This is a genomic window from Filimonas lacunae, assembly GCF_002355595.1.
In the GTDB taxonomy this organism is placed as follows: domain Bacteria; phylum Bacteroidota; class Bacteroidia; order Chitinophagales; family Chitinophagaceae; genus Filimonas; species Filimonas lacunae.
This window is the reverse complement of record NZ_AP017422.1, coordinates 3,120,537-3,145,591: the sequence shown is the minus strand read 5'-3', so window position 1 is coordinate 3,145,591 and position 25,055 is coordinate 3,120,537. Positions and strand designations below refer to the sequence as shown.

Here is a 25,055-nt window from a genome sequence, read left to right as displayed (position 1 = left end):
GAACAGCTGCTGTAAAGACTCTCGTGTTTACATTTAAAACTTAAATACGAGAGCTGCGAATGGCCAATGAATATGACAAGATTCTACGAGAAACATTTAAGAACCCCAAACATAACCTGCTTAAATCTTTACTTGCCATAGAAACAGATAAGATCTTGCCTTTGCCCACTAAAGTACAGCAAACAATAATAGAACGTGAAGCAGATACAGTGGTGGAGGTAGTGCCTGTTACTGGTACATCCTTCATATTGCATGTCGAATGGCAGTCGACAAATGATCATCAAATGGCCTTTCGTATGGCTAAATATGATTTATTATTGGCAGAATGCTATGGTAAAAAGGTGATGGGTATCGTAATATACGTAGGGGAGAAAACAATGACAATGGTAAACAGCTACGAGTCTTTCGGGCTCCAGTATACTTGTCCCATTATAGATATAAGAAATATATCATCAAAAGTGTTTCTTTCCTCTGACGATCCGGGAGAGGTATTGCTCGCCATTTTAACAGGAAATGGAGATAAACTAGAGCTGATACGGGAAATTTTGACTAAATTGCAAATATTAACGAAGGGTGATGATACTGTTTTCAGAGAAAAAGTAAAGCACCTTGAAATAATAGCACAGTTACGTGGAATTGATTTGCAAGAGCAAATTGTTAAAGCGGAGGTTTATATGCCAGTTACACTAGACATAAGAAATGATATAAGATACCTGCAAGGGCGGGAAGAAGGTGTAGAAGAAGGAAAAGTGAAGAGCAAAGTAGAAATTGGCTTAGAGATGATTAAAATTGGAATGAATGAGGAAACAATTAAGCGATTAACAGGTTTCACACTTGATCAGCTTAAAAAAATTAACAGGTAATAAAAGTCTAACAACAATAACTTATTCAAAAAGCCGGTAGCTACACACTACCGGCTTTTTATTTTGCACTTATACATGTATCGGCTTCGCTCTGTCATACTGCTCAGGCCAATGAATTTCATCCTGTAACACAGCCGCAGCCAACAACGGAAAGTTAGGATTGCGAAGACTTTCACGGGCTATGAGAATTAAATCAGCTTCTTCCTTCACCAATATCTCTTCTGCCTGTTGCGGAGAAGTAATTAAGCCCACCGCACCAGTAGTAACAGCCGCTTCTTTCCTGATGCGCGCAGCAAATTCCACCTGGTAGCCAGGTTTAAGTGGAATGTGAACTCCGCTAACATTGCCACCGGTAGAGGTATCAATCACGTCCGCACCTGCTTCTTTTAACAGTGTAGCCAGGCGCACGCTGTCTTCAATAGTCCAGCCGCCTTCTGTCCAGTCGGTAGCGGATATGCGAACAAACAACGGCTTTTCGTTGCCCCATTCTTTCTTTACAGCCCTGGTAATTTCCAATAAAAGCTTCACCCTGTTTTCAAAGCTGCCACCATATTCATCGGTACGTTGGTTGCTGATAGGGGAGTAAAACTGGTGCAGCAAATAACCATGCGCACCGTGTATCTCCACTACGTCATACCCTGCTTCACGGGCGCGTTTAGTAGCGCTTACAAAATCATTGATCACCTGCCGAATACCAGCTTCATCTAAAGCAGCAGGCGGCTCCTGGGTATCTTTAAAGGCAATAGGGCTGGGGCCTAATGTTTTCCAGCCTTCCGGGTCGCTGGAGGGTAATTGGGCACCGCCTTTAAAAGGAGGTACACAGCTGGCTTTACGGCCTGCATGCGCCAATTGTATGCCCGCAAGCGCTCCCTGAGAGTGCAAAAAGTTTACAATCTGTTGTAGCTTGGCAATATGCCCATCCTTCCATAAACCCAGGTCATTGGCGGTAATGCGGCCTTCGGGACTAACAGCAGTAGCTTCCTGTATAATCAATGCTGCGCCGCCGGTGGCACGACTGCCCAGGTGCACCAGGTGCCAGTCGTTGGCAAAACCATCTGTTGCCGAGTATTGGCACATGGGCGCAATTACAATCCTGTTCTTAAACACAGTGCCGCGTATCGCAAAAGGCGATAATAGTTTACTTACACTCATCTAACACTTCTTTTATATTGCTGATATGATAATCGGATAAGAGCTAAAGATACAAAAAAGCCGCTCAACGTATGTTGAAACGGCTTTGCCACTATTGCCAGTGTTTTTTAGTTAAAGCTTACAGAATAGCTGTTACATACGAAATCCAAACCTCCGCTGGAAGAAGTGATTTCATAACCATACTGCACATTACCTACCGTAACATTGCCAAACCAGCCCTGGTTTCTAATCCAGTTCATAATGGCTTTGATGTCAATAGTTGTGTTGTTGGTTTTAGTAGTGCGCAGGAAAGAATATACGTTGTTAACAGAGTTATTTCCGCGATAAATATTCCAGGTAGCGCCACCTACCGTAACATTGGTAGCTACCGGCGTAGGTGTGCCGGCCGAGTTGTAGGTATAAGAGATAGGCGCAACAGCCCCTGTCCAGTTTAACCATAGCATAATTTCATTGGCATTGTTGCTGTCCCACACATCGTAACAACTGGTCCAGGCCCCACCCGAAGGGGTAGTAGCGCTTACAGAGCTGCTTAAAGTGTTTAACGAGCCTAAAGCCACCCCTACATACCGGGTGCTATTAGGATAAGATTTTATTCCGCCGGTGTTGGGATGATTGGCCCATACGCCCCAATTACTATACGTATTGGCCCAAATAGTTTGCGCGCCCGCGCCACTGCCCCAGATATTATTGTAAAGAGTATAACCTCCATTGGTCCAGGTGCCCCATTGTGCACTGGACGACCAATTAGCTTCTACCTGCGGATTGGTGTTTTGCTGGCTGGCTGTGTTTTTTTTACAGGCTGGCAACAATAATATGGCTGACAAAAGAATTAATACATGTTTCATACTTTTATTCCGTTTGGCAATCGTGAATGAATGAGGTGTTTATATATGGCAATAATGACAACCGAGAATCGCTATAAAAATAGAAAGCTGGTTTGGCAGCCAGGGGTATCATTTGTTTCTAAATAGTGCTGAAATGTTAACCATATTGCTACAGATACAGGATTACTGTACTTTTATTGCCTATCCTATCTATTATGCGATTGCCTGTTGTAACACTGCTAATGCTATACCTGCTATTGTGCAGCTGTAAAAAGAACACAGATGCCATCAATAGCCTATTTTCCAAGACAGACATGCTGGATGCAGTAAACAGCATCCGGAACAAAGGCTGCCGTTGCGGACAGGATACCATGCCGCCTGCACCCGCTGTAACCTGGAACGACACTTTGCAAAAAGCTGCTGATGCTCATGCCCGGGACATGTATCAACGTAACTATTTCAGTCATATTACGCCCGAGGGAACATCGCCTGTACAAAGGGTACAGGCAGCAGGATATACAGGTCAGTATGTGGGGGAAAATATTGCCAGGGGGTATAATAACATCACCGCAGTAATAGCCGGCTGGTTAAGCAGCGAAGCACACTGCAAAGCTATGATGGATACCCTATATGTACAAATGGGAGCGGGCAGGGCCGATACTTACTGGGTACAGGAATTCGGCCGCTAAAGGCTGTCATGCTCTTCTTCCATCAGCTTGTTTTCAATTCTCCTATCCGGTATAAACCATATTGCAGCCACAAACACGTATAACACCGTGCTTACTATCGGCACTACAAATGCCAGGGTAATACCCGCTATATAACAAACAATAGATACCACGGTTTTGTAATCGCTTTTCACAGCCTGCTTTAACCGGGAGTTATTACCCTCGTATTGGATAATAGTATGCGCCATCATACGCCAGGCAGCTCCACACATTAGCAGAATAAACCCGTACAAAGCAACCGGTAAGCTGGCAAAATGATTTTCATCCATCCACCCGGTAGCAAAAGGCAGTAAAGATACCCAGAACAAAAAATGCAGGTTGGCCCACATTACTTTACCATTAATGGCACTTACAATATGAAACAGGTGGTGGTGATTGTTCCAGTAAATGCCCACATAAATAAAGCTGAAAAAGTAACTCAACAATATAGGAATCAGGGGCTTTAAGTCAACCCATTCCGTACCGTGCGGAATTTTAATTTCCAGCACCATAATGGTGATGATAATAGCCAATACGCCATCACTAAAGGCTTCTAATCTGTTTTTGGTCATAGTCTATACGGAAATGCGAATAGTAGTAGGAGCGAAAATTAGAGAAAGGCAGCGAATATGCAAAATTTGATATATTTATGCAAACAACCCTTTACTGATGTATCCAAAGCTACTGATAAAAACACTTTCCCTCTGCCTGCTTATGCTTTGTTCCAATAGCATATGGAGCCAATATTACCTGATTCAGGATAAAGACGGTTTTGTAAACGTGCGTGCCGACAGCACGCTGTCAGCAAAAATCATCGATACGCTTTCCAATGAACGAATAGTGGCGGAAGGCTATACAGGCAGTGGCCCCAACTGGACTTATATTGTATACAATAAAAAAGGACGGGAGAACGAGGGCTACATATATGCTTCCCGGTTGTTTTCTATAGATAAAATACCCGATATCCAGCAAATGAAACTGAAAAGCGAAACCGCACAAACCTGTATTTATCAATTAGACTCCATCAAAGTAACCGTTTCTATAAAACCCTTCGTTCCCAAAGAACACCGGATTACACGTTCTAAAGAATTTACCGGCTATGGCCCTGGCCCGATTACGAAAATAGATGGCGCTCATTATTGGGGCACCGATGGCGATATGCCCCGAACTGAGTATAAGAAAATTACAGTGCAATGGGGAAGCGTCATTAGCGAGTTTCCTGCAGAAGCTATAAAAGGATTATACCAACCCGAAAATGGTGGGGTTGATATAATGATAGATGTAAAACATAAACGCCTGTTTATGTCAACTGCTCACAGCGATGGCGCAGGACATTATTCCATTATATGGGTTTGGGAAAATGGCGAATTTATAGAAAGGCTCATGTGTCATGAATGTTAAAAGAGGAATATAGCAGTAAGTGAAATAACAATGTTAGGAACAAGGTTTACTTATTAAACAGAAAAGCCCCCGCACTGAGATAGAGCAGGGGGCCAATACGCTTTAATCAGGCTGTATAACTTTCAGACCTCCCATTAAGACGGTTGACACTATACCGCTTTTCTGGCTGATGCAGGATTGATAATCGGTATAATTAGCCTGGTATTCGCGTCTTTCCGGCTGACCTGGTATAGCAGGTGGTCTTTTATCAATATAAGGTGAAGTGGTGGCATAGCTTACAAATTCCCATTCAGCCACTCCTGATTTCCGGCTATAAATAGCAATAGGTAAGACGTGATGCTTATTAAAAGCAATTTCAATAAAATCGTAATTGGATTTAATAGTGAGTGTAGGCCTTAAATCTCTTAGTTCTAACCGAATAGCCTGGCACTTCAAGCCTGCAGCAGCAACTTCAGGACTATCCCTCGCTTCTCCATTTTTAGCATATGTAGCCATCCTCCGGATTTTGGCAACTGTTTCCGAAACAGCTTGGTTTTTCTCTGAAACAAGACCTGCGAGTTCTGCCTTTTTAATATCTATTTTATAAATAAGATCTATCATATGTTGCACTTCTGCTTCGTGCGTTTCTATATCATCATTAGTAAGATGTGGAATAGCCAACGTGGCCATTTTACGGAAGTTGGTTTTGTAACCAAATGCATAAACCGCTAATTCTGCATCTGATTTGGGTATAAAGTCTTTATATTTCTTCATAAGGCAATCATTAAAAGATTTATTAGAAGCTTCCGGATTCTTTTCGGAAACTTCCTTGTTCAGTTAAAAAGGTTCCGGATATTAACAGGAAATACCCTGAATTGTTTAGGAAGTTTCCGGATTTATACAGGAAAGTTTTTATTTTTCTCAGGAAGCTTCCTATTAAAGGCAGGAATATTCCTTGTTAAAACAGGAAGTGCCCTCATCTAAACAGGAAGCTTCCGGATTTAATCAGGAAATATCCTTTCTGAATCAGGAAACTTCCTGATTGAGCCAGGAAGTTTCCTGACAACTCCGGGAAGCATATATTTTCCTCGCTGCTAATAGGCTGTTCAGTAAACATTACCCCATGTTTTTAATATACAATTTCCCGGAAAAACCGTCTGGCATGATTTTGTTTCCAGTATTACCTAACCAACACAGTTACCCTATGACACAGAACAAAAAAGACGAGAAAGATCCTAAGAAAGACCAGCAGAAAGGAGCGATACAGCCCGATCCGGAAACTTTACACACCACTGATCCGCAGGATCACATGAAAGGCCCGGTTTCGTCGCTGGTGAACAAAACAAAAGAAACAATAGAAGACGAGGGCGGAAAGCATACCGACACGGGTAAAGAAGAAGATGATTAATAACAACAGGCAGCCATCCGGGCAGGAAATACCGGAACAGAGCTGCCTGTATTTTTTTGCGGGTTGAGTAATCAGAGCAACAGTTGACACCAGCATTCCCCAATTAATTACTTTTGTGGTAACTATATTGGTTACGGTATCATTAAGTATAACGCCTTGAGGAAGAACCTGATTGAATACATTTTGTTTGGCAACTTCTTTTACGGAGTATGTGCCACTGCGTTAAGTATAGAAGCAGCCTACCAGCTTCAAATTCCGCTCAATCATCCTTTCTTTTATGTCATCTTATTCAGCGCTTCGGTGGTGTATTATACGTATGCCTATATACACGAAAAGTATATTAACCCTTTTAACAAAAGAAGCGTATGGTATGGTACGCATAAAAAAACTGTAGGGTATTCCCAAACCATTTTTTGTGTATTGGCCGTGGTGGGCTGTGTGTACTTACTGGGCCGCTATTTCCGGGGTTTTGCGGTAATACCGGTTGGTCAATGGATGGTGGCATTGTTGTTTCCGCTGGTGGCAGCCTTTTACTATGATTTGCCGGTGTTACGGGTATTGAGTCTCAACCTTCGCAAAACCGGGTGGATGAAGCCTTTTGTTATTGGGTTTGTATGGGCAGGCGTAGTAACCATTTACCCTATATTATGGAAAGAAGTAGAAGAAGGTAAAGTATATCCTTTTGTGCTGATGACCGGGTGGCTGGCATTGAAAAACTGGATGTACATAACAGTATTATGTATCATGTTTGATATAAAGGATTACGCATCGGACAGCAACAACCAGCTAAAAACCTTTGTGGTGCGTGTAGGCTTACGCAAAACCATTTTCAATATTATCATCCCTATTACTATTGCAGGGTTATTTTCCCTGTTACTTTTTTCAGCTTATATGCACTTTAAGCCACTACGGGTAGTACTTAATATTTTGCCTTTTTTGCTAATGATTATAGTGGCTTACTCCCTCCACCAACGTAGAAACATTATGTATTACCTGGCCGTAATTGACGGAATGATGCTGATAAAAGCAGTTTGCGGTGTACTGGCGGCTATATTGGTACATTAACATCATAGCCTCCAACCGCATTTTCTTTTTGCACTAATGTGTAAACAATAAAATAACGATATAAATGAATATCAAATTTGTACTTGTAAGCAGGTATTATTAATTTCCTGTTTGTTATTCCATCTGTCATACACCCAATTCAAAAAACGATTCCTACAACTATGTATAATACTGTTATTAGCGTGGTAGTAAGCCTTTGCCTGATCTTTCTTTTATATAGTTTGCTAGCCACCATTATACAAGAGGGCATTTCCACCCTTTTTCATCGCCGGGCCAATACGTTATACAAAGGCATAAAAAGCATGCTTTCCAATACCCAGCCCGATAAAGGACTAGTAGTGAACCTGCTGAAATACCTGGTGATAGGTGTGTCAGAAGCTTTCTGGAACCTGCTTCAGCGTTTGTTCACTGGCAAGAAGGAAGATACGCTGTACAACCGCTTTTTCAACCATCCTGTTATTAAAAACTATGGACAGAATGTATTCTTTAAAAAGCCCTCTTACCTTACGGCAGATAATTTTTCCACTATATTAATAGATACCCTCAAAGGGTTGGATCCGCAAACGCCCGCTACTGCCATTACACTGGCACAGTTGAGCGAACTGATAAGCCAGAGTAAGATAATAGACGCAGATACCAAAACCATATTGCTGAATCATGTGCAGCAGGCAGCCGGTGATATGAATGTATTTAAACAACGGTTGGAAAAATGGTTCAACGATTCAATGGATAGGGTCAGTGGCTGGTATAAGCGAAATACACACTTTACGCTGTTACTGATAGGGATGGTATTAGCTATTAGCCTAAACGTAGATTCTATACAGATTACCAATTTACTCTCCGATAATAAAGCTGCCCGTGAACAAATGGCGCAAATGGGAGCAGCCGCGGCAGCAAACAGCCATTATTCCGGAGCAGATTCTGCACTGGCAAAGGAAGTAATGGACTCTATCAAAGGACAGCTAGGTGTGGTAAACAATCTTATTGGCCTTGGTTGGAGCGATTATGGCCGTAGCAGCACCAAATTCAGGGAAGCGCAGTTGAAAAACCAGGAAGGAACGGTATATAAAGCTTATGTAAAAGAAGCAACTAAAGCGGATAGCCTTTTTCATAACATAGTGCGGCAAGTACAGATGGACACCTCTTTAACAAAGGTTGCACAAAACATGGATAGCCTGACCTTGCACAAAAACGAAATTACCGCACGTTTACAATTTGGATTATTGTACCAGCAGCATTGCCTGGCTACCCGGTTAAAGCTTAGCTATATTACCTATAACACCGGTGGTAAAAAGTTGCTGGGCTTTTTGTTTACGGCACTGGCCATTAGTTTGGGAGCGCCATTCTGGTTTGATTTGCTGAATAAAATAGTAAGCATACGCACATCGGTAAAAACAGTCAACAGCAGCGGCAGCACTACTACTAATAACCAATCAGATACCAACTCCTAAGCATTTTATAGCAGGGCTTTCCAAAAGGAGAGCCCTCATTTTACCAGGCTTCGCTCATTCCACCTTCCAGCGCCGTATTGTATTTAGTTATATCAAAGCTGTACAGGATAGGAGAGCGGTGTGCCCCTATCGTACGGGTTTTATCGTGCTTGATCAATATATCATACGCCAGCATTTTCCGTAAAAAGTTCCCCCTGTTCAATGTACGGCCCAGCAGGGTTTCGTACAGGCTTTGTAATTCAGGCATGGTAAACTCTTCGGGCAGCAGATTATAACCAATAGGTTTGTAATTCAGCTCTATTCGCAGGTTGCGCAAAGCGGCATCAAATATGGTGCGGTGATCCATCATTAACTCCGGTACCTCATCAATATTCTTCCATTCGCAGGCATCCGAAATCTCATCCGGCTTGGGCTCAATGTCCTGGTAGTTGACCAATGCGTAGTAACCAATAGAAATAAAACGTTGCTTAAACCATATCCCATCGGGCATATGCTTTAAAGCACCTTCTGAACGGTTGGGTTGGGTAAAGGTTTTAAACTGTTCCAGAAACACTTTGGTAGCGCCGGTACGAGCAGTGAGAATACGCTGTGCTGCATCATCTGCATCTTCTTCTTTAAGCAAGAAACCGCCGGGCAGGCCCCATTTCTTTTGCCCCTTCATTTTTAGCAGTAATACCTTTAAAGTACCACCATAAAAACCAAAAACTACACAGTCGATAGATATATGTGGAACGCAGTTTTGATAGTTCTGTTCGCTGCGTTGAATAAACAAATCCATGTTTTCCATAACAGCAAAAGTAAAATCATTTTTTGGTGGAACAGAAATAATGTCTAACATTGCTTCATAATGAAACAATGTTTCTCCATAAGGGATTCATTGCTGTATTGTTTGCAAATTCCAATATCAACATGAAAATGCTTGTACCCAACCGTATGAATGGCTTGTTTGCCGGAATGCTGCTGCTATTATCCGCTTCGCCATTTGATGTAGATGCCCAGGAAGCCGTTTCGGCGGGCGATACCACTAAAAAAAAGAATGTAGCTACTGTTCAGAAAGAAGAAGAAAACAGGAATGTGATGCTGAATGCAGCCAATAACAATGGGCCGCGTGAAGTGAACATTGGCCTGCCCTCCAGCGTAGGTGGCACTACCATTTTAGAGAACGATTTACCGGTGGTATATTATTTCTGGCCCGAACTGCCCACACGCACCTGGCGCTCCAGTGTAAGCCTGGGCAAAACCGGGCTAATGAGCCTGAAAGAAGGGGCCGTAACCACTGCCGACTTTGGTTACGCCGTAAACTCTTACACCCGTTTAGGCACTGATAAGCAGGAATTCAACGCCAACCTCAGCACCAGCAATTTTGGCTGGATAAAGATGGATTTAAATGCTGCTGGTAAAATCAAAAACAACTGGTATTATACTGCCGGGGCATTTGTTAACTACGACCCCATCAGCTACGATCCGGGCTTTACCAAATACTCCGATAAAACGCAGATATTCCGTGTAGGCATTACCAAACGATCAAAGAATGGTAAAGGCGATATCAGCCTGTTATATAAATACGCCAACGCTGCCACGCTGCCCAATAACTATGCAGCTTTTATTTACAAGCAGGGAGGAGCTGTGCAAGCGTTGGATAACTTTAAAATTGGCCGTTCCAGCTATTATAAAAGCGATGGCATTATCCGGTATAAAGATGCATTATCCGGCGATTTTTACGATCTCAACCTGGGCGATGCCGGACAGATTGCCAATATATCGCACACGGTAGACCTTTTAGGCCACTACCAGTTACGCAATAACTGGAAGCTGAAATTCACAGCCCGTTTTCACTCCGCACAGGCCACTGCTTTACTGGCCATACCTACCGGTATTACACAGGTTACTGCGGCAGATGGTTTTACGTATAAAGATGACGGCACACCCTATAGTGGTTATGTGCAAACGGTATTGGGCAGCCACACGCCTAAAGTGCCGGTATATGCTTTACAGTCACGCGTAGAAATAGGCAAGAAGATACAGCAACACGACTGGCGCATAGGTTTAACTGAATCGTATTACCATGTAAATAAGTTTTACGCCAACCGCAGCTTTTATTTCCAGGAAGTGGGAGCTAACCCCAGGCAGCTGCTGGCGTCTACTACCGATCAATATGGATTTTACAACTACAATATAGGAGCGGAGTATCACAATGGTTTTGAAAATAAGTTAACCGCTTACTTTTCTGATGAATGGGTAGTATCCCCTCAGTTCACTGTTACCTATGGTGTTAACCTGAGGTACCATAAAATGAAAGGTGATTTTTACGAGCAACCACGTACCGCCGGCTTTGTGTTTACCGGTAAAGAGAAAAGCTATTTTGATAACGACTGGATGCACCTGGGCGGTACCATTAACATGGTATATAAGGTTACCAAAAACTTTGGTTTCCTGGGCGACTTCATTTACACCGAAAAGAATGGCGATATGGAAAACTATTCAGGCGCCTACCGTCCGGATTTTACCAAAACCAAAACGCCTTATGCCAGCTTAGGTATTTATTATAACCATCCTTTCATCAGCATAGTATCGGCCGTTACGTATTTAACCCGTAACAACTATCAAACGCGTTTAAACCTGGTAAATCCAGAAGACGCCACTCAAACATCGGTAGCCAGCGCACACTATGATATTAAAACCACCGGATGGACAACCGATATTGTGGCCAAGCCATTTAAAGGGTTTAACCTACACTACCTGGTTACCTTCCAGAATCCTATTTACAAAAACTACAACTTCACTGCGTTTAATAAGCAGTATGCTTATGATAATAACAACGTAGTAGAGATATCCAAGGTGCTGATGGAAATTGATCCCAGCTATACCTATAAAAAATGGCGCATCTGGGCCAGTGGTCGCTATTTCAGCAAGCAGTTTGCCAACCTCACCAACCAGTTATATTTCAAAGGCTGGTGGGAAACCTTTGCCGGCACCACTTACCAGTTAAACAGCAAAGTGGGTTTAGGACTTACGGTAGTAAACCTGTTGAGCCAGAATGGCGCTAAAGGCACTATCACCGGCGCAGAGCTGATCACCGACCCCAGCAGTTATTACAACAATGTAAGAACCAGTTCTTATATCCGTCCCTTCTCGGTAGAAGCATCTTTTAATTTCAAATTTTAAGACAGGCAATCATATAAACAGAAGCGTATGAAAAAGATAACAGTTACTTCGGCCATGGTGCTGCTGGTGATGGTGGGTATGGCACAAAACAAGCAGGCTTTTGTAAAAGTAAACAATGAAGGCGGCGCTGCGCTGGGCTATTCACCCGAATCAGGTGTTAAAATACTGACCATTAAGGGAAAGTATTTTAAAGATTTAAACCGCAATGGTAAGCTGGATAAATATGAAGACTGGCGTTTACCGGCAGAAGAGCGTGCAAAAGACCTGGCTTCTAAAATGACCGTAGAACAGATAGCAGGTTTAATGCTATACAGCAAACACCAGGCTATTCCGCAACTGGAAAGCGGCAGTATGGCGGGGCATTATCACGGACAGCCTTTTTCTAAAAGCGGGGCCAATGCCTGGGATTTAACCGATGAACAAAAAACGTTTTTAGACAAAGATAACCTGCGGCACGTGCTGCTTACCAAAGTACAAAGTCCGGAGGTAGCGGCTAAATGGAACAATACTATGCAGGCGTTTGTAGAAGGCGTGGGCCTGGGCATTCCTGCCAATAACAGTTCTGATCCGCGCCATAATGCAGTAGTTACCGCAGAGTACAATGCAGGGGCCGGTGGTAATATTTCTATGTGGCCCGACGGACTGGCCATGGCAGCCACTTTTGATCCTGCTATAGTAGAGCAGTTTGGCAATATTGCGGCTAAAGAATACCGCGCGCTGGGCATTGCTACTGCCTTATCACCCCAAATTGATTTGGGTACTGAACCGCGCTGGTATCGCATTACCATGACCTTTGGAGAAAGTCCTGCACTGGACAAGGATATGGCACAGGCTTACATTAACGGCTTCCAGACATCGTATGGTAAAGAGGAAATTAAAGACGGCTGGGGCTATAATAGTGTAAACGCGATGGTAAAGCACTGGCCTAGTGGTGGTGCAGAAGAAGGCGGACGCGACGCGCATTGGGCGTATGGTAAATTTGCCGTATACCCTGGCAATAACCTGCAGCAACATATGTTGCCCTTTCTGGATGGCGCATTTAAACTGAATGGCAAAACCAGTAAAGCCTCTGCTGTAATGCCTTATTACACGATTACCTACGGGCAGGATACTAAATATGGCGAGAACGTAGGCAACGGATTCAGTAAATATTTCATTACCGATCTGCTGCGTAACAAATATGGTTACAATGGGGTAGTATGTACCGATTGGTTAATTACTGCCGACGAAGGAAAAACACCCAACCAGTTCGCCGGCAAATCGTGGGGCGTAGAAAACCTTTCCATTGCCGACAGGCATTATAAAGTGCTGATGGCAGGTGTGGATCAGTTTGGTGGCAACAACGAAAAGCAACCTGTACTGGATGCTTATGCCAAAGGCGTAAAAGAGTTTGGTGAAAAATATATGCGTGCACGTTTTGAGCAAAGTGCTATTCGTTTACTGAATAATATTTTCCGCGTAGGTTTATTTGAAAACCCCTATCGCGATGTGGCGGAAACAAAGGCTACCGTAGGTAACGCGGAGTTTATGAAAGCGGGTTACGATGCGCAGGTAAAATCGGTAGTGTTGTTAAAAAACAAAGCTGCCGTGTTACCGGTAAAAGAACACAAAACCGTTTACATACCTAAAGTGTATTTTCCTGCCGCTAAAGACTGGTGGGGCAATTATACACAACCACACCTCGACTATCCGGTTAGTATAGACCTGGTAAAGAAATATTATAACGTAACAGATAAACCAGAAGAAGCTGATTTTGCTATTGTATTTGTCAATGGCCCGCAAAGCCTGGAAGGTGGGTACGATATAGAAGACAGAAAAGCAGGCGGTAACGGATATGTTCCTATCTCTTTACAATACGGCCCTTATACCGCAGACAGCGCAAGAGCACAAAGCATTGCAGCAGGAGACCAGGTTATTGATCCCACTATTACTAACCGCAGCTATAAAGGCAAAACCGTAGTAGCAGCTAACATCATGGACTTACGTACTATACTGGACACCAAAGCCATGATGAAAAACAAGCCGGTGGTGGTATCGGTAACGGCAGCGAAACCAATGGTGTTTCGCGAGTTTGAAAGCCATGTAAATGGCATTGTACTCAATTTTGGCGTATCTGCACAGGCTATACTGGACATCATTTCCGGTAAAGCTAATCCCAGCGGTTTATTACCAGTGCAAATGCCCGCAGACATGAATACTGTAGAAACACAGAAAGAAGATGTGCCCTTTGATATGCAACCACATATAGACACAGAAGGCAACAGTTATGATTTTGGATATGGATTAGACTGGAACGGAGTGATTAAAGACGCACGTACCCAGCATTACAGGAAGTAAAATACCATGGGTTATCAATAGCGAAGAAAACACATGCGGCATTTATTGCCGCATGCTGTTTTTAAGGCTGTTAACCGCTCAATAACTTTTATCCCAATGTGGTGATCTTCTAATTTCAGTCAAAATTGGCTTATGACTATGAAATTATTCACTACTTTATTACTCGTAGCAGGTATACTAACCACTAACAGCTGCGGAAAACCAGGCACTCCGCCACCTCCACCTCCGCCAACTACTTCCAATAAATGTTTTCTGGTATCTGAAAAGGTGACTGGCGGGCCGGGTTATGGCGCTTCATGGGTATATCAGTACGATGCAGATGGGCACCTTTTAAAAGGTAGTCAACCTACTGTTAACGGACAAACACCAGATGGCCAACTTGCTGTTAACGGCAACATTATAGGTATAGGATTCAGTAAAATGTTATTCGTATATGGTTATGCCGGCGATCTGAAAGGGGGCACTCCTTCCTCCGGCCTCATCACTCATACCTGGTTAATATGCATTACGTGAAGCGATACATAAGGGGAGATGGTGGACAGCTGGAAATGCAGAATGGTGCTTTTATAGACGTGTCCCGCCGGAAAAAAGAGGATTTATTGAAGTTGCTGAAACCCTGAAATGAGAGCTGGTTTTAATCGATCCATTATTTAAAAGCGGGAATAATAAACCTTGCCAGGAGATCAAAGGCTTTTTTGGCTTTCCAGGACTGGTAATTTCCTTGTGTGAAAACGATAACAATGCCCAGGCGCTCTATCAGCATAATATATTGTCCGCCGTTTCCCGATGCAAAGAGTACATTTTCCTGAAAGTTTTTTGTTCTGATCTCTTCTTTGTACCAATAATAGCCATAATAAGTAGGCTGGGGAATAGTAACAGCAGACTTGCTGAACTTTGCAAACGAGAAATCGGGAATAGGAACAGGAGTGCTGGTAGACTTCTTAAGCCAGGCCGCTGACACAATCCTTCGACCATTCCACCAACCTTTTTGAAGCACCATTTGCCCTATTTTTATCATATCGGAAGGCAGGATATAAAATGAGCCTGCAGTCATTCCCTGCCCACTGGGATCAATTGTCCATCTGTAATGCCTGATTCCCATGGGATCGAACAGGTACTTTTTAGCGAAGTCCATTACAGACATTTTTGCAACCCGGCTTATAATCCCGCTTATGATCATAGGATCACACGAAGTGTAAGCCCAATCTGTTCCCGGCTTGTTTTTCATAGGAAGATCCAGGGAAAATCTGACCCAGTCCTTTGTCGCCGTCATGTCGGTTTCGCAATCTTTTCCGTCGTTAAACTCCTCGCAGTCAAACCCGGATTGCATTCGCAACAGATGTGCAATCGTCATGTCTTTTTTCCAGGCGTTATTGCCTGAAAAATATTGGTACTCAGGAAAGAAAGAATACACTTTCTGGTTAACATCTTTTATAAGCCCTTTATCAATGGCAATACCAGCCAGCAGGCTGGTAATAGATTTAAAGGCCGAGCGGGAATCGTGCAGTGAATCTTTATTCCATCCATTGAAATACTGTTCATATATCAATTTCCCATCTTTAGAAATGAGAATACTATGAATATCAGAATAACTATTTCCGGTAACAGCTGTGGTCATGCTGTCCAGCAGTCTCGTGGTTCTTTTGTTGAGTAGTTGGCCATTTGCGTAATAAGGCGCAGACCAAAAGAATAGAAGAATAATAATTTTTCTCATCTTTCAAAAATGGCCTAAATACGCAAGAATGGCAAAACAATTATTTAGTCAACAGTATTCCGGGCAACCGTAATCCTTCTTCGCTTTCCAGCACTTTAAGCATGCCTTTTTGTAATCCATTAGGAATGAGACTTATTTCCGCCTGTTCAAGCGGCTGAAGCAGTTCGATAAAGTCATCCTTCTCATTATAGTATCCAAAAGACAACGCCCATCGCCCTTGTAACAGCAGGCGGAGCGCTGTCTCTGTATCTTCTTCATAATCATTGACTTTTACAACAGCACCGCTTTCGTCCTCCATTTCCTCAAAATGAACATCAAATGCCTTTGTATCTGCCAGTTCTTTCAGCAGCTTTTGCAGTAAGGTACCCGGAGATTGCCTTAACTGCTCTTCGTATGTCTTATTTTTTGCCATAAGTGGCGCAAATATATCTAACAAAGAAATAGCATTACTTAGTTACCGCTGTAATAGTTTGAATAGTGCCATCGGGGTTATAATGCAGTTCGGTTACTTTTACATTGCGTAAATAGGTTTTACCGGATAACTGCACATCGTGGTAAAACAGGTACCATTTACCATCTTTCTGCACAATAGAGTGGTGGCTTGTCCATCCTTCCACCGGGTTTAGTATAACACCTTTATAGGTAAACGGACCATACGGACTGTCGCCTGTTGCATAACAAAGATTATGTGTATCGCCGGTGGAATAACTGAAGTAATATTTACCATTGTATTTGTGCATCCAGCTGGCTTCAAAGAAACGTTTATTATTATCCTTCTCTTTAAACAAATTGCCTTTTTCGTCAGTGATGGTTAGTTCCTTTACAGGTGCAGCAAAACTCCCCATATCGCTGGCAAGTGGCGCTACACGCGGTAAAACAGCCAGTTCTTCCGGATTACGGTTACCTTTAGCACTGTCGTAAGTATTGCTGTTCCAGCGTTGCAGCTGGCCACCCCATATGCCACCAAAGTACATATAAAACTTACCGTCATCATCTTTAAACACACAGGGGTCTATGCTATAGCTGCCTTTAATAGGCGTTGCAGCAGGTGTAAAAGGGCCCTCGGGTTTGTTGCTGGTAGCTACGCCAATTCTAAAAACATCCTGCTGGTCTTTTACCGGAAAATACAGGTAATAAGTGCCATTGGCAAATGCCGCATCCGGCGCCCATAACTGCCTTTTAGCCCAGGGAATACTTTTGATATCCAGCGCCACACCATGATCGGTTACTTTGCCGCCTACAGAGTCCATAGATAGCACATGAAAGTCCTTCATATCAAAATGACTGCCCAGATCATCCTCTGGTATGCCCGTGGCAGTATCATGCGAAGGGTATACATATATGCGGCCATTGAACACATGTGCCGAAGGATCGGCAGTATAAATATGACTTACCAGTGGTTGCGACAAATATTTACTGGTGTTGGCAGTGTGGGCAGCACTATCGTTACCGGCATTGTTTTGTGTGCCGGATTCGGAAGAGCCGCAACTGCATAGTAAACCTGCTGCGGTTCCCATACCCAACAGAAGCGTAGTGGCAATAAATCTCATTTGTTGTGATTTTGTAGATGATAAGAAGATATACTCATGGCAATGATGCCCAATGCGGGAGTTTTGCCGGCAATCGTTTTACTTTTTGGCATATTTATGCAATCGGTTGAATATCGTAAAACAAATATACAGGAGTTTTTTATTCAGATTAAAAAAATACAACCGGTTGCAAAGATTGCAGCTCGCCATCCTGCCCGGTAGGCTTCACAGGAAACTATATAGAAATGAAGGCAATGCGATGGCCTTTTGTTAAATTGCAATCTTATACTTTACTTTTTGTCGGAATATACATCGGTAACTTTTGATAAGGATTTACTCGTGCAGATAGCCGGGGGTGATGAGACAGCATTTTCGATACTGTTTAAACAGGTGGTGCCATCTTTGCAACCTGCCGTGTTTAAGATAGTGCAGTCGGAAGAAGGCATGCAGGAAGTGATCCAGGAAGCCTTTATCCGTGTATGGCTACACCGCGATCAGCTGCCGGAGCTGGAAAAGCCTTTGCATTGGCTGTTTAGGGTAACCGCCAACGAAAGTTATACCTGGTTGCGCAAACAGGCCATACGCCGCAAACATACCGATGGCTATGCGCAACAATTACCCGATGATGGTTTACTGGCAGTAGCCCCCGAAATACTTTCGCTGAAAGAAACCAGCAAGCTGGTGCACCAGGCGGTAGAGCAATTGCCGCCCCAGCGCAAGCTCATTTACCAGATGAGCCGTAATGAAGGCTTAAAGCCCGCCGAAATAGCCGAAAAGCTTAATTTATCACCCAGCTATGTACGTAATACATTGGTGGTAGCCCTGCAAAGCATTCGCGAATACCTCGAAGCTGCCGGTAAGGTATTGCCATTAATGCTTTGGTTACTAAAAAAGTAGCTTCTCTCACAAAGTTTACAATCAGTAATCAACATTCTGTCACAAACTCAGCAGCATACTAAAAAAAAAGGGTGTATCAAACGAATGATACACCCTGCAACAACATACACTCATGTGCATTACAGCTCTACTGTAATGTAAAGGCAACCTTGCTTTTCAAATTAGTGCTGGATGCGCCTATAATGGCTTCAAATTCTCCGGGCTCCGCAATCCACTCATGTTTGGCGGCATCAAAAAAGCTTAATGCGGCTTTATCAATAGTGATGCTTACCGTTTTTTCTTCGCCGGGCTGCAACTGCACTTTCTCAAAGCCTTTCAGCTCTTTTACAGGACGGGGAAGGGAAGATTTCAGATCACTGATATATAGCTGTACAGTTTCGGCACCTGCACGCTTACCAGTATTTTTAACAGTAACATGAAAAGTGATTTTATCAGTAGCTGTCATTGTTTTTTTATCAGCACTCACTTTACCATATTCAAAAGTAGTGTAGCTAATACCGTGACCAAAAGCAAACAAAGGTTTAATCTGTTGCTTATCGCTATAGCGGTAGCCTACAAACAAGCCTTCTTTGTAATTTTCCTGGCCATTACCGGGAAACTCACCCAATGCATGAGCACCATTGTCCTGCAGTTTTACGGGGAAAGTAAAAGGCAGTTTACCGGATGGGTTAACATCGCCGGTTAATACAGCTGCCAGCGCATTACCCGCTTCTGAGCCTAAAAACCAGCCTTGCATAATAGTGGGTACTTCATTTACCCAGGGCATGGCTACTGCGTTGCCGGAAATATTCACTACTACCAGGTTCTTATTCACTTTTGCCAGTTCGCTGATAACGGTATCCTGTCCATAAGGCAGGCCCAGGCTGGTGCGGTCGTAACCTTCACAATCCTGGTAATCGCTTTTATTTAAACCACCAATAAAGATGACGATATCTGCATTTTTAGCCACGTTGCGCGCTTCTTCCAGTAACTCGGCTTTAGAACGTTTATCAGCCAGGCTTTGGCCGGTAACCACACCGTTATAATTGCCAGAGGAATCACCTACATAACCACGGGCATATACTACCTCTGCTTGTGTACCAACACGGTTTTTAATGCCTTGTAAAGGAGAAATTTCGTATTTGGCTTTGAGTGAAGAACTACCACCACCTACGGTCATCATTTTAATCGCATTCTCACCAATCACCGCTATCTTTTTGGTTTTAGTAAAATCGATAGGCAGCACATTGTTTTTATTCTGCAACAACACAATACCTTCTGTGGCAATATTGCGGGCTGCATCAGAATGCTCCTTTGTGCCAAAGCTGCCAAAAGGCCTGTTCTTGTTCATAGTGGTAAGGAAGCTCAGGCGCAGGATATGACGCACTTTCTCATCCAGCTCCTTCGTACCCACTTCACCTTTCCTGATCATTTCCAGGTAGGGCAGGGCCAGGTAGTAGTTATCATAAGCATTGCTGCGGCTCCAGCTTAAACCGTTTGTCCACGAACCAAACTCCATATCCAAACCGTTAAAGATGGCTTGTCTGGTATCATGTACACCACCCCAATCGCTCACCACCACCCCTTCAAAACCCCATTCTTTACGCAGGATGTCGATTAACAGGTATTGGTTATGACAGTTGTACTGTCCTTTGTATTTATTATACGAACCCATTATAGCCCAGGCGCCACCTTCCTGTACCGCTGCTTTAAAAGCAGGCAGGTATATTTCGTAAAGGGTACGATCGTCTACTTCCACGTCCACTTTATGGCGGTCGGTTTCCTGGTTATTTAAGGCAAAATGCTTTACACAGGCAGCCACACCATTCAGCTGTACACCTTTAATGTATGGCACTACCATTTTGCTACTCAAAAAGGGATCTTCACCCATGTACTCGAAATTGCGGCCATTCAGCGGGGTGCGATAAATATTCACACCAGGTCCTAACAATACGTTTTTGTTACGGTAACGGGCTTCTTCACCAATGCTTTTACCATACAAAAACGACATGTCTTTATTCCAGCTGGCAGCCAGGCAGGTAAGGGCAGGATACGCCATACAGGAGTCGTTTGTCCATCCGGCCTGATCCCATTCGTCCCATAACACCTCGCTACGAATACCGTGTGGGCCATCGGTCATCCAGTTTTCAGGAATACCCAGGCGGGTTACACCCGGTGAGCTGAATTTAGATTGTGCATGAATGAAAGCAATCTTTTCTTCCAGCGTCATGCGCGAAAGCGCATCCTCCATCCGTTCTTTCAGTGGTTTGCTATCATCCAGGTAAACAGGAGTATTGAACTGTGCCCGGGCGCCGGTTAAGGCAAGGGCCAGTATTGCGGCAAGCGTAATCCTTTTTCTAAACATAACTGTGGTTGATTCAATGAAGGATTAAAACTAGCGCGCTTGCAGGCGTATATCCGTTTGTAAAAGGAAAAAGTAGTAATTTCAAATTAATACACATCTGATTATCAACCTGTTGACACACTCCCCCAGGCATGAAAAAGTAGTAAAATATAAAAGTAATTACACCTATTTTGATTGTAGACTGCCTGCTCTCATCACCATAATTTCAAATTCTTCCCGCGAAACAGCCGCTTTGTTACGGGCACGGGTACGATAATTATAAATAGTGCTTAGCGAGTAACGGAGGAAGGCCGCAATTTTTACACTATCGGTAATGCCCAGCCGTATCAGTGCAAAAATGCGCAGTTCAGTATTCAGCAATTCACCGGGTTTTAACACAACCTGCTCGTCGGGCAGTAGCAATGCATTAAAATCTTTTATAAAGCCGGGATAGAGGTTAATAAAGATATTGTCAAAGTGGCGGTACAATTCTTCCACTTCGGTATCTACCACCGTAGTGCTGCGCAAAAGCTGAATCAGCTCTTCCGTTTTTTTACCGGTAGCTTTCTGGTAGAGGGTGTGGCGGTAGTTTTCCAGTTTATTAATATAAGCCGAACAGAGGTCGAAAAAGTGAGCGATATACTCTTCTTTAATACGGTTGGCATCCTGCAAGCTGGCATTGGTTTCCTGTAGTTCGGTATTCTGCCGCGTAATCTGACTGTTAAGTGCGGCCAGTTGCCTGCTGCTTACCGACAGCTCTTCTTTCATTGCCGACACTTTTTTCATCTGCTTATATACGTATATCACTGCTATTACCAGGAAAACAGATAATAAGCTGATAGCAAAAAGAAACCGCTGCAATTGTGCTTTACGCTGTGCTTCGCGCTGGTGATAAGCACCGTTGATAACCGTAAAAAACTGCGCCATTTGCACGGTTCTAAACTGCACCTTGCTAAAAAGGGCGTCTTCTACAGCCGACTGAGTATATAAATAAGCTCTGTCAATATCACCCGCGGCATAATCAATCAAAGCCAGATCCATAATTGAAGCCTGGTCTTTCACGGCATTACGGGTATCGGCCAGTGCGCTGAGGGTGAAATAATATTTCTCCTGCTGCGGATGGTGTTGTTTGCGGTGAATAATAGCCAGCAGGTAAGTGACCATGGCATACACCTCATTTTGCGGGTTGATAGTGATCAACGCCCCTTCCAGCCTTTGCTGTGCCTGGCTGATTAACCCACTGTCCATAGCCTGCTGTGCCTGGTAAATAATATAATCGGGAAGGGTAGCATCCAGCACCTGCAACAACGAATCGCGGTAATGACGAATATGTGTTACATAGCTACCGTTGTAGTTATTAGTAGTGTAATGTTCAAAAAAGCGCAGGTAGGTTTCGTAATAAAGCGGTAATAGGGGTGCGGGTAGCTGCTGCCGGTTAACAGAAGCAATCATCTGTTCCGATTCCCTGAACTTGCCCAGGCTGGAATACAGACCTGCCAGTTGCAAAACCGCTTCTGCTTTTTCGGTGACGTTGTGGGGGCTATTAACGAGGTTAAGGTTTTGCTGTACATAATAGATAGCGCTATCCAACCGGTATTTCCGGTACTCCTGGTAAAGCGCCTTGTTATACTGGTTGGGAGGAAAGATGCCTATGTTGTGATGGAGCATAGCTATGCGCTGCTCTTTCAGTGCCGCATATTGCTGTTTGTTATGAACAGCGTTGTCCAGCAGGGTAGTGAGTGAATCGGATGCGTAGGCTTTACCCCACAGAATCAATAATAATAACAGGAATACATGTAGCCACCATTTTTTCAACATCCGCTGAATTTAAATGCGGCAAAGATAATCAAGGGAATTGCGGAGAGAAGAAAGTTTTTGCAGTAAGGTATATTAAAAAAAATAGGCCTGAGCCTTAGACAAGGCAGGCCGTTGCTAACCTATGAAAAACACCTAGTTTATAATAAGGTGAAAATAATCTGATTTGAGTTAGAACGCGTTAACCGCTGTTTCTGAAGTAAAAGTACTACACTTTTCTATTACAATCCAAATAATAAATATTGTTATAAGGATTTTTTAATCAAAGCCCCTCCACATTAGTATGTTACCTCGATAGGGTACAGGAAAGGATTAAATTAATTCTCATTCATAAAACAATTATAATTAAAACTTATCCAGGCTACCAGGTTCGTCCAGGCAGGGCCGGTGTACAGCTTATTCTTTTCTAAAAAATGTTACCGATAACATCGCAACATTAGTTGCTATCAGGCATTATACAGCATGTAGGGCATAGTATATATACTGACGAATATTAAAATGAAGCCTGACGCTGGTCATTTTTGCGGCAGGCGAAAGGGTGTTTGTTTGCAGTATAAAAAGCAAGAAGTATGAATATTCGTCATTGGAACAGTGCCTGTAATGATTGGTCACGCTCGTTAAGATTTTATAAGGAAGAAGCAGTAATTCTCAGGCACCGCCTCAATGATATTGCTTCCCGTAATGTGGCCATGGAAGTACCGGCCCAGGTAGCACATTACGAAACAGAGTTCAACAGGCAGTCCGACACCATTGACAAACTTCTGAATCATATTAGTGAAGTAGTCGCCGCTGTTGCCAAAGAAGCAGAGAACTATGCCGCTTACATCAATACAAAATTACCTAAACAGTTAAACCTGTTAGAAGACCAATATTCTAAAGTAGAAAAACACTGGCTTGATTTGCGCAATGCGTTTTACCGATTTTGTTCGGACTGGATGTAATTGTTTTATAAGATAGCCATAAGGGCGCTTCTTGCAGGGTTGCGTCCTTTTTTAATGTTCCCCCAATTTCTCAAAGTGTTCCCTCGCGTCGTTATTGCTGATAATGAATACTTTATAGCATATTTTATAAACTGCAACAGCATCTTTCTCATTCCGGGCTTACACTTATTAAATAATTTAATAAGTATATTATATATTTAATAAGGCTTACCAAACAGCTGCTTTATGATGAGTAAAAAAGGCCTTTATAAACGAAAGGTATTAAAGCATTTGTATTTTGCTGATATGCTTTCCTGTGCCGAACTAAGCGTTGCTATTGAAAAAAGCCTGCCGGTCACTACCCGGTTATTGAACGATTTAATAAAAGAAGGATATGTGCTGGAGAGTGGGCAAGCCCCAAGTACAGGTGGGCGTCGTGCAGCCATGTACTGCATTAAAAAAGATGTTTTTTATATAGTATCTGTTGCGGCAGACCAGTTCACCACCCGTATTGCAGTGCTGAACATGCAAAACAAACAGGTGCAACCGGTAGTAAAAATGACATTACCGCTGGCAGACAATGCACAGGCTTTGTTTTTATTAACAGAGAAGATTGAAGCAGCGATTGCCGCATCGGGCATAAACCGCCAATATATTATAGGCGTGGGCGTGGGTATGCCCGGCTTTGTAGATGCCGTGCTGGGAGTGAATTATACCTTTTTAGCAACAGCACCCGAAACGGTAAAAGAATATATCAGCCGTCAGTTACAACTGCCGGTGTTTATTGATAATGACTCACGTTTGATAGCCCTGGCCGAATTACGTTTTGGAGTAGCCCGGGAGCAACAGCACGCTATGGTAATAAACATAGGCTGGGGCATAGGGCTGGGCATGATTGTAAACGGGAAATTGTTCAGAGGACACAATGGATTTGCCGGGGAGTTGAGCCATATCCCTTTATTTATGAATGGGCGTTTATGCAGCTGTGGCAAAACAGGCTGCCTGGAAACAGAAACATCTTTACAAATAGTAATAGCGAAAGCCTACAAGGGTATAGAAGCAGGTAAACAAACCGTTTTAACGCGCTGGCTGCAACAACAGCAACTGGAGCCGGATGCAGATGCCATTATGAATGCAGCTGCCGGTGGCGACCGGTTTGCAGTAGAACTGTTATCAGAAGCCGGTTACAATATAGGCAGGGGGGTAGCGGTATTGATTCATTTAATGAATCCCGAAACCATTATCCTGAGTGGACGCGGATCGGCAGCGGGTAAAATATGGCAGGCGCCTATTCAACAAGCTTTAAATGAACATTGTATTCCCAGGATGAGCGCACATACAAATATTGTGGTATCGAACCTGGGACATGAAGCAGCACTAACCGGAGCGGCAGCACTGGTAATGGAAAACTACGATTCTATTTTATTGGACGACACTTACATGAGAAGTAATAAATACATAGCGCTTACCGCCAATTAAAGGGTATATACATGAGTTAACTATTT

The 25,055-nt window shown here is 43.3% G+C and carries 23 protein-coding genes; 13 read left to right on the top strand and 10 right to left on the bottom strand.

Annotated elements, in window-relative coordinates; all coding sequences use genetic code 11:
- Nucleotides 1–59: 59 nt before the first annotated feature.
- Nucleotides 60–863, top strand: coding sequence for an RpnC/YadD family protein (locus tag FLA_RS12585; protein ID WP_076380846.1), 804 nt, complete (start codon nt 60–62; stop codon nt 861–863).
- A gap of 69 nt (nt 864–932) precedes the next feature.
- On the opposite strand, the gene FLA_RS12580 is transcribed toward FLA_RS12585, so the two are convergent.
- Nucleotides 933–2,015 (bottom strand): NADH:flavin oxidoreductase/NADH oxidase, encoded by a 1,083-nt coding sequence (locus FLA_RS12580; protein WP_076380844.1) that lies wholly within the window; start codon nt 2,013–2,015, stop codon nt 933–935.
- 107 nt (nt 2,016–2,122) lie between these two features.
- Complete coding sequence (locus FLA_RS12575; RefSeq protein WP_076380842.1) at nt 2,123–2,860, bottom strand: GH12 family glycosyl hydrolase domain-containing protein; 738 nt, start codon at nt 2,858–2,860, stop codon at nt 2,123–2,125.
- Between the two features lie 194 nt (nt 2,861–3,054).
- Here FLA_RS12575 and FLA_RS12570 point away from each other — a divergent pair, with 194 nt between their 5' ends.
- On the top strand, nt 3,055–3,528 hold the full coding sequence (locus FLA_RS12570) for a CAP domain-containing protein (RefSeq protein ID WP_084206382.1): 474 nt from the start codon (nt 3,055–3,057) through the stop codon (nt 3,526–3,528).
- On the opposite strand, the gene FLA_RS12565 is transcribed toward FLA_RS12570, so the two are convergent.
- The gene (locus tag FLA_RS12565; protein ID WP_076380839.1) at nt 3,525–4,118 is read right to left on the bottom strand and encodes a TMEM175 family protein; all 594 of its coding nucleotides are present in this window, start codon (nt 4,116–4,118) and stop codon (nt 3,525–3,527) included. The two genes, FLA_RS12570 and FLA_RS12565, sit on opposite strands and share 4 nt — an antisense overlap.
- A gap of 97 nt (nt 4,119–4,215) precedes the next feature.
- Between FLA_RS12565 and FLA_RS12560 the strand changes: the two genes are divergently transcribed.
- Entirely contained in the window at nt 4,216–4,947 is a 732-nt protein-coding gene (locus FLA_RS12560; RefSeq protein WP_144264103.1) for an SH3 domain-containing protein, read from the top strand.
- 102 nt (nt 4,948–5,049) lie between these two features.
- Here the strand turns inward: FLA_RS12560 and FLA_RS12555 are convergent, their stop codons facing one another.
- Nucleotides 5,050–5,700, bottom strand: coding sequence for a hypothetical protein (locus FLA_RS12555; RefSeq protein WP_076380836.1), 651 nt, complete (start codon nt 5,698–5,700; stop codon nt 5,050–5,052).
- A gap of 430 nt (nt 5,701–6,130) precedes the next feature.
- Here FLA_RS12555 and FLA_RS12550 point away from each other — a divergent pair, with 430 nt between their 5' ends.
- The 3 genes from FLA_RS12550 (at nt 6,131) to FLA_RS12540 (ending at nt 8,850) form a co-directional block, all read left to right on the top strand.
- The gene (locus FLA_RS12550) at nt 6,131–6,334 is read left to right on the top strand and encodes a hypothetical protein (protein WP_076381037.1); all 204 of its coding nucleotides are present in this window, start codon (nt 6,131–6,133) and stop codon (nt 6,332–6,334) included.
- Between the two features lie 156 nt (nt 6,335–6,490).
- A complete protein-coding gene (locus tag FLA_RS12545; protein WP_076380834.1) occupies nt 6,491–7,399 on the top strand; it encodes a UbiA prenyltransferase family protein in 909 nt (302 codons plus the stop codon).
- 161 nt (nt 7,400–7,560) lie between these two features.
- A complete protein-coding gene (locus FLA_RS12540) occupies nt 7,561–8,850 on the top strand; it encodes a hypothetical protein (RefSeq protein ID WP_076380832.1) in 1,290 nt (429 codons plus the stop codon).
- Between the two features lie 40 nt (nt 8,851–8,890).
- On the opposite strand, the gene FLA_RS12535 is transcribed toward FLA_RS12540, so the two are convergent.
- The gene (locus tag FLA_RS12535) at nt 8,891–9,637 is read right to left on the bottom strand and encodes an NUDIX hydrolase (RefSeq protein ID WP_076381036.1); all 747 of its coding nucleotides are present in this window, start codon (nt 9,635–9,637) and stop codon (nt 8,891–8,893) included.
- Between the two features lie 122 nt (nt 9,638–9,759).
- On the opposite strand from FLA_RS12535, the gene FLA_RS12530 reads away from it, so the two are divergent.
- The 4 genes from FLA_RS12530 (at nt 9,760) to FLA_RS12515 (ending at nt 14,972) form a co-directional block, all read left to right on the top strand.
- Nucleotides 9,760–12,015: a TonB-dependent receptor gene (locus FLA_RS12530; protein ID WP_144264102.1), complete on the top strand. Its 2,256-nt coding sequence runs from the start codon at nt 9,760–9,762 to the stop codon at nt 12,013–12,015.
- Nucleotides 12,016–12,042: 27 nt separating this feature from the next.
- Nucleotides 12,043–14,352, top strand: coding sequence for a glycoside hydrolase family 3 protein (locus FLA_RS12525; protein WP_076380830.1), 2,310 nt, complete (start codon nt 12,043–12,045; stop codon nt 14,350–14,352).
- Between the two features lie 132 nt (nt 14,353–14,484).
- Nucleotides 14,485–14,865, top strand: coding sequence for a hypothetical protein (locus FLA_RS12520; RefSeq protein WP_076380828.1), 381 nt, complete (start codon nt 14,485–14,487; stop codon nt 14,863–14,865).
- Entirely contained in the window at nt 14,862–14,972 is a 111-nt protein-coding gene (locus FLA_RS12515; protein WP_231940433.1) for a hypothetical protein, read from the top strand. The genes FLA_RS12520 and FLA_RS12515 overlap by 4 nt, the downstream gene beginning before the upstream one ends.
- 26 nt (nt 14,973–14,998) lie before the next feature.
- Here the strand turns inward: FLA_RS12515 and FLA_RS12510 are convergent, their stop codons facing one another.
- From FLA_RS12510 to FLA_RS12500, 3 genes are read right to left on the bottom strand one after another with little or no spacing between them, the layout of a single operon-like run.
- Nucleotides 14,999–16,066, bottom strand: coding sequence for a serine hydrolase domain-containing protein (locus tag FLA_RS12510; RefSeq protein ID WP_084206379.1), 1,068 nt, complete (start codon nt 16,064–16,066; stop codon nt 14,999–15,001).
- Nucleotides 16,067–16,106: 40 nt separating this feature from the next.
- Nucleotides 16,107–16,478, bottom strand: a complete 372-nt coding sequence (locus tag FLA_RS12505) for a hypothetical protein (RefSeq protein ID WP_096510966.1) — start codon at nt 16,476–16,478, stop codon at nt 16,107–16,109.
- A gap of 34 nt (nt 16,479–16,512) precedes the next feature.
- A complete protein-coding gene (locus tag FLA_RS12500) occupies nt 16,513–17,616 on the bottom strand; it encodes a glycoside hydrolase family 43 protein (protein ID WP_076380824.1) in 1,104 nt (367 codons plus the stop codon).
- A gap of 276 nt (nt 17,617–17,892) precedes the next feature.
- On the opposite strand from FLA_RS12500, the gene FLA_RS12495 reads away from it, so the two are divergent.
- On the top strand, nt 17,893–18,492 hold the full coding sequence (locus FLA_RS12495; protein ID WP_076380822.1) for an RNA polymerase sigma factor: 600 nt from the start codon (nt 17,893–17,895) through the stop codon (nt 18,490–18,492).
- A 127-nt stretch (nt 18,493–18,619) separates the two neighbouring features.
- Here the strand turns inward: FLA_RS12495 and FLA_RS12490 are convergent, their stop codons facing one another.
- Nucleotides 18,620–20,836, bottom strand: a complete 2,217-nt coding sequence (locus FLA_RS12490) for a glycoside hydrolase family 3 C-terminal domain-containing protein (RefSeq protein ID WP_076380820.1) — start codon at nt 20,834–20,836, stop codon at nt 18,620–18,622.
- Nucleotides 20,837–21,001: 165 nt separating this feature from the next.
- Entirely contained in the window at nt 21,002–22,633 is a 1,632-nt protein-coding gene (locus tag FLA_RS12485) for a DUF6377 domain-containing protein (RefSeq protein WP_076380819.1), read from the bottom strand.
- A 566-nt stretch (nt 22,634–23,199) separates the two neighbouring features.
- Here FLA_RS12485 and FLA_RS12480 point away from each other — a divergent pair.
- On the top strand, nt 23,200–23,571 hold the full coding sequence (locus tag FLA_RS12480; RefSeq protein ID WP_076380818.1) for a hypothetical protein: 372 nt from the start codon (nt 23,200–23,202) through the stop codon (nt 23,569–23,571).
- A gap of 225 nt (nt 23,572–23,796) precedes the next feature.
- Complete coding sequence (locus tag FLA_RS12475) at nt 23,797–25,029, top strand: ROK family protein (RefSeq protein WP_076380816.1); 1,233 nt, start codon at nt 23,797–23,799, stop codon at nt 25,027–25,029.
- Nucleotides 25,030–25,055: the final 26 nt, after the last annotated feature.

What these genes read in the sequence shown, in the direction of transcription:
- FLA_RS12585 (WP_076380846.1), top strand. Translation starts at nt 60, where the DNA reads ATGGCCAATGAATATGACAAGATTCTACGAGAAACATTTAAGAACCCC.
- FLA_RS12580 (WP_076380844.1), bottom strand. Translation starts at nt 2,015, where the DNA reads ATGAGTGTAAGTAAACTATTATCGCCTTTTGCGATACGCGGCACTGTG.
- FLA_RS12575 (WP_076380842.1), bottom strand. Translation starts at nt 2,860, where the DNA reads ATGAAACATGTATTAATTCTTTTGTCAGCCATATTATTGTTGCCAGCC.
- FLA_RS12570 (WP_084206382.1), top strand. Translation starts at nt 3,055, where the DNA reads ATGCGATTGCCTGTTGTAACACTGCTAATGCTATACCTGCTATTGTGC.
- FLA_RS12565 (WP_076380839.1), bottom strand. Translation starts at nt 4,118, where the DNA reads ATGACCAAAAACAGATTAGAAGCCTTTAGTGATGGCGTATTGGCTATT.
- FLA_RS12560 (WP_144264103.1), top strand. Translation starts at nt 4,216, where the DNA reads ATGTATCCAAAGCTACTGATAAAAACACTTTCCCTCTGCCTGCTTATG.
- FLA_RS12555 (WP_076380836.1), bottom strand. Translation starts at nt 5,700, where the DNA reads ATGAAGAAATATAAAGACTTTATACCCAAATCAGATGCAGAATTAGCG.
- FLA_RS12550 (WP_076381037.1), top strand. Translation starts at nt 6,131, where the DNA reads ATGACACAGAACAAAAAAGACGAGAAAGATCCTAAGAAAGACCAGCAG.
- FLA_RS12540 (WP_076380832.1), top strand. Translation starts at nt 7,561, where the DNA reads ATGTATAATACTGTTATTAGCGTGGTAGTAAGCCTTTGCCTGATCTTT.
- FLA_RS12535 (WP_076381036.1), bottom strand. Translation starts at nt 9,637, where the DNA reads ATGGAAAACATGGATTTGTTTATTCAACGCAGCGAACAGAACTATCAA.
- FLA_RS12530 (WP_144264102.1), top strand. Translation starts at nt 9,760, where the DNA reads ATGAAAATGCTTGTACCCAACCGTATGAATGGCTTGTTTGCCGGAATG.
- FLA_RS12525 (WP_076380830.1), top strand. Translation starts at nt 12,043, where the DNA reads ATGAAAAAGATAACAGTTACTTCGGCCATGGTGCTGCTGGTGATGGTG.
- FLA_RS12520 (WP_076380828.1), top strand. Translation starts at nt 14,485, where the DNA reads ATGACTATGAAATTATTCACTACTTTATTACTCGTAGCAGGTATACTA.
- FLA_RS12510 (WP_084206379.1), bottom strand. Translation starts at nt 16,066, where the DNA reads ATGAGAAAAATTATTATTCTTCTATTCTTTTGGTCTGCGCCTTATTAC.
- FLA_RS12505 (WP_096510966.1), bottom strand. Translation starts at nt 16,478, where the DNA reads ATGGCAAAAAATAAGACATACGAAGAGCAGTTAAGGCAATCTCCGGGT.
- FLA_RS12500 (WP_076380824.1), bottom strand. Translation starts at nt 17,616, where the DNA reads ATGAGATTTATTGCCACTACGCTTCTGTTGGGTATGGGAACCGCAGCA.
- FLA_RS12490 (WP_076380820.1), bottom strand. Translation starts at nt 20,836, where the DNA reads ATGTTTAGAAAAAGGATTACGCTTGCCGCAATACTGGCCCTTGCCTTA.
- FLA_RS12485 (WP_076380819.1), bottom strand. Translation starts at nt 22,633, where the DNA reads ATGTTGAAAAAATGGTGGCTACATGTATTCCTGTTATTATTATTGATT.
- FLA_RS12480 (WP_076380818.1), top strand. Translation starts at nt 23,200, where the DNA reads ATGAATATTCGTCATTGGAACAGTGCCTGTAATGATTGGTCACGCTCG.
- FLA_RS12475 (WP_076380816.1), top strand. Translation starts at nt 23,797, where the DNA reads ATGATGAGTAAAAAAGGCCTTTATAAACGAAAGGTATTAAAGCATTTG.